A 2568-nucleotide genomic window follows, 5' to 3' on the forward strand; every position below is an offset into this window, starting at 1 on the left:
TCAGGCAATGCTTTTGGCGAAGCAGGCTGCCGTGTAGTTATTGAAGAATTTCTTGATGGCGAAGAAGCCAGCTTCATCGTTATTGCAGATGGTAAGAATATTCTACCGATGGCAACCAGCCAGGACCATAAGCGCGTTGGCAACGGCGACACTGGCCCAAATACTGGTGGAATGGGTGCCTATTCACCGGCTCCAGTTGTAACCCAGGAGATCCATGATCGCATCATGTCTGAAGTCATTATCCCAACCGTCGAAGGTATGGCGAAGGAAGGCAATGACTATACAGGCTTCCTCTATGCAGGTTTAATGATTTCAAAAGATGGCCAACCAAAAGTCATCGAATATAACTGCCGTTTCGGCGACCCTGAAACACAACCTATTATGATGCGCCTGCAATCTGATCTAATTACTCTATGCAATGCGGCATTGGATAAGACTCTCGATAAAACAACAACAGACTGGGATTCTCGCGCAGCAGTTGGCGTTGTCTTGGCCGCTGGTGGCTACCCAGGAAGCTACGACAAAGGCCTCATCATTAAAGGCCTAAAGCAAGGCGAGTCTGATGTTGCAAAAGTATTTCATGCAGGCACCAAACTCGATGGCGAGCAAGTAGCAACGTCTGGTGGCAGAGTATTATGCGCTACAGCTCTGGGCAACAATGTGACTGAAGCTCAGCAAAAGGCCTATCAGCTTGCACAAAATATCAGCTGGGAAGGTATGTTCTATCGAGATGACATTGCCTACCGAGCCATTGCCCGAGAGCAGCAGTCTTAAGGCAGCCAAACCCTGTAAACTAATCTGTCTGGGTGACCTATGAACTATAGCGACATAGAGAAATTCGCAAAAGAGCTAGCAATCAAAGCTGGCTCGATGATTAAGTCGGAACGAGCAAAAGGCTCACTCAGTCAGAATTACAAAGATCAACATGAGCTAGTAACATCTGCAGACATTGCAGCAGACAAACTAATCATCGAAGCTATTCAAGAAAAATTCCCTCACCACCGTATCATGTCTGAAGAGACATATACCGATACGAGCCAAGGCAAAGACCTAGCTGAACCCATCTGGATTATTGACCCCATTGACGGCACCGTTAATTATGCTCACGGCCACTTTATGGTCGCCGTCTCTATCGCATTCGCGTGTGAAGGTGAGGTACAAGTGGGAATTGTCTACAATCCGTTTCTGGACGAGTGCTATTCCGCTATTTTGGGGCAAGGCTCTTATTTGAATCAGAACAAGCTATCCGTCAGCAACCAAGACAATTTACGGAAAGCCCTGATTGCCACGGGTTTCCCTTACGATAAAAGCACCGTACCTGAAATCATGCGCCGAACAGAAAAGGTGCTGATGAAATGCCAAGACATTCGCCGCCTAGGCTCTGCTGCAATGGATATCTGCTGGGTTGCAAATGGCCGCCTTGACGGCTATTTTGAGTCACTGAGCCCCTGGGACTTCGCTGCAGCCAGACTGATTGCCCTTGAAGCCGGTGCACGCTGCGGCCACTTCACCCCAGTACCTGAAGGTATTCCTGCCTGCATCTACAACAACAACCTTCTCATTAGCACGCCAGCAATCTATGACGCTCTAGACGAAATTCTGGATTAGAGCTCGCTGAATCCAAGGCAAAAAAAAGGAGCCAAAATGGCTCCTAAAAAGTCCTTATAACAACTAGGGATTGGAAAGTGATGATTGGAGAGGCTCCGCGCAACTAAGTCACTTCCCCTTGCGCTGATAACTTAAGCCTAGCCAAGTTAAGCAATAATTCCTGTGCATCTTTCATTTCAACACCTTTTAACACCTAGCGTTACAGGCATCACGCCCTCTGTTACAAAACCAGGAACAGACACTTTGATAAACAAGAAAATATAAACATTAATTTATTCAACAAAACCAATGATTTATGTTGCAAAGCTATAATTTAGATTATATTATCCACTTAATGCACTGTTACATATAATTAAAGATAAACCTTAATATAGGCATGTCGCTGGGCGGTTTATATAGATCAGTGCAGAAAACAATAGAAACAAGCAACACAAAATCTCCTAAACCCTTAAAAATAAAAGGAAATTGGAGATATAGCAGAAAGATAGATAGGTACCATTATGTCACAAGAAGCCATTGCACTCCCTGAATGCAGCAGCGAATCCCCCAGAGTTGTAAGAGAAACTGTACGCCAACAACTAAGCAGTGATATTGAAGAATTTCTAAAAAGAGGTGGTAACGTAGAACGCGTTGATAATAACGTACGAGCTGACCCGCCAAAGAAGCCGACCATGAATTATGGCTCAGCACCAATCTAAGCCAGTACTACGTTAAAAGCGATAGCAGTACCGCTTAGCTTCTTCTTTCTTCCATCGCTCTCGGTAACTTTTTCATCTAAGAATATTACCGAGAGTGATAAAAGTGAATTTAAATTCACCCTATTCGCTATTTTCCTGTAAAAAGACCTGATTATTTCTAAAAAGACATTGCAGATTTCGAAATCTATGCGACAATTCGCACTCACTTTGAGACCTGCCACACACTATTACCGTCTCAAGGCACTCGCTTTTTTGTAGTCAT

The 2568-nt window shown here is 44.5% G+C and carries 3 protein-coding genes; all 3 read left to right on the forward strand.

Annotation, left to right across the window (positions count from 1 at the left end):
* Nucleotides 1-774 (forward strand): phosphoribosylamine--glycine ligase (purD, locus tag A3763_RS14830; protein WP_068739903.1); only part of this gene is annotated, 774 nt, incomplete at its 5' end.
* Between the two features lie 39 nt (nucleotides 775-813).
* Entirely contained in the window at nucleotides 814-1608 is a 795-nt protein-coding gene (locus tag A3763_RS14835) for an inositol monophosphatase family protein (RefSeq protein WP_068512169.1), read from the forward strand.
* A 500-nt stretch (nucleotides 1609-2108) separates the two neighbouring features.
* Entirely contained in the window at nucleotides 2109-2306 is a 198-nt protein-coding gene (locus tag A3763_RS14840; RefSeq protein ID WP_068513514.1) for a hypothetical protein, read from the forward strand.
* Nucleotides 2307-2568 lie beyond the last annotated feature (262 nt).

Source organism: Oleiphilus sp. HI0128 (genome assembly GCF_001635365.1).

What these genes read in the sequence shown, in the direction of transcription:
- A3763_RS14835 (WP_068512169.1), top strand. Translation starts at nt 814, where the DNA reads ATGAACTATAGCGACATAGAGAAATTCGCAAAAGAGCTAGCAATCAAA.
- A3763_RS14840 (WP_068513514.1), top strand. Translation starts at nt 2,109, where the DNA reads ATGTCACAAGAAGCCATTGCACTCCCTGAATGCAGCAGCGAATCCCCC.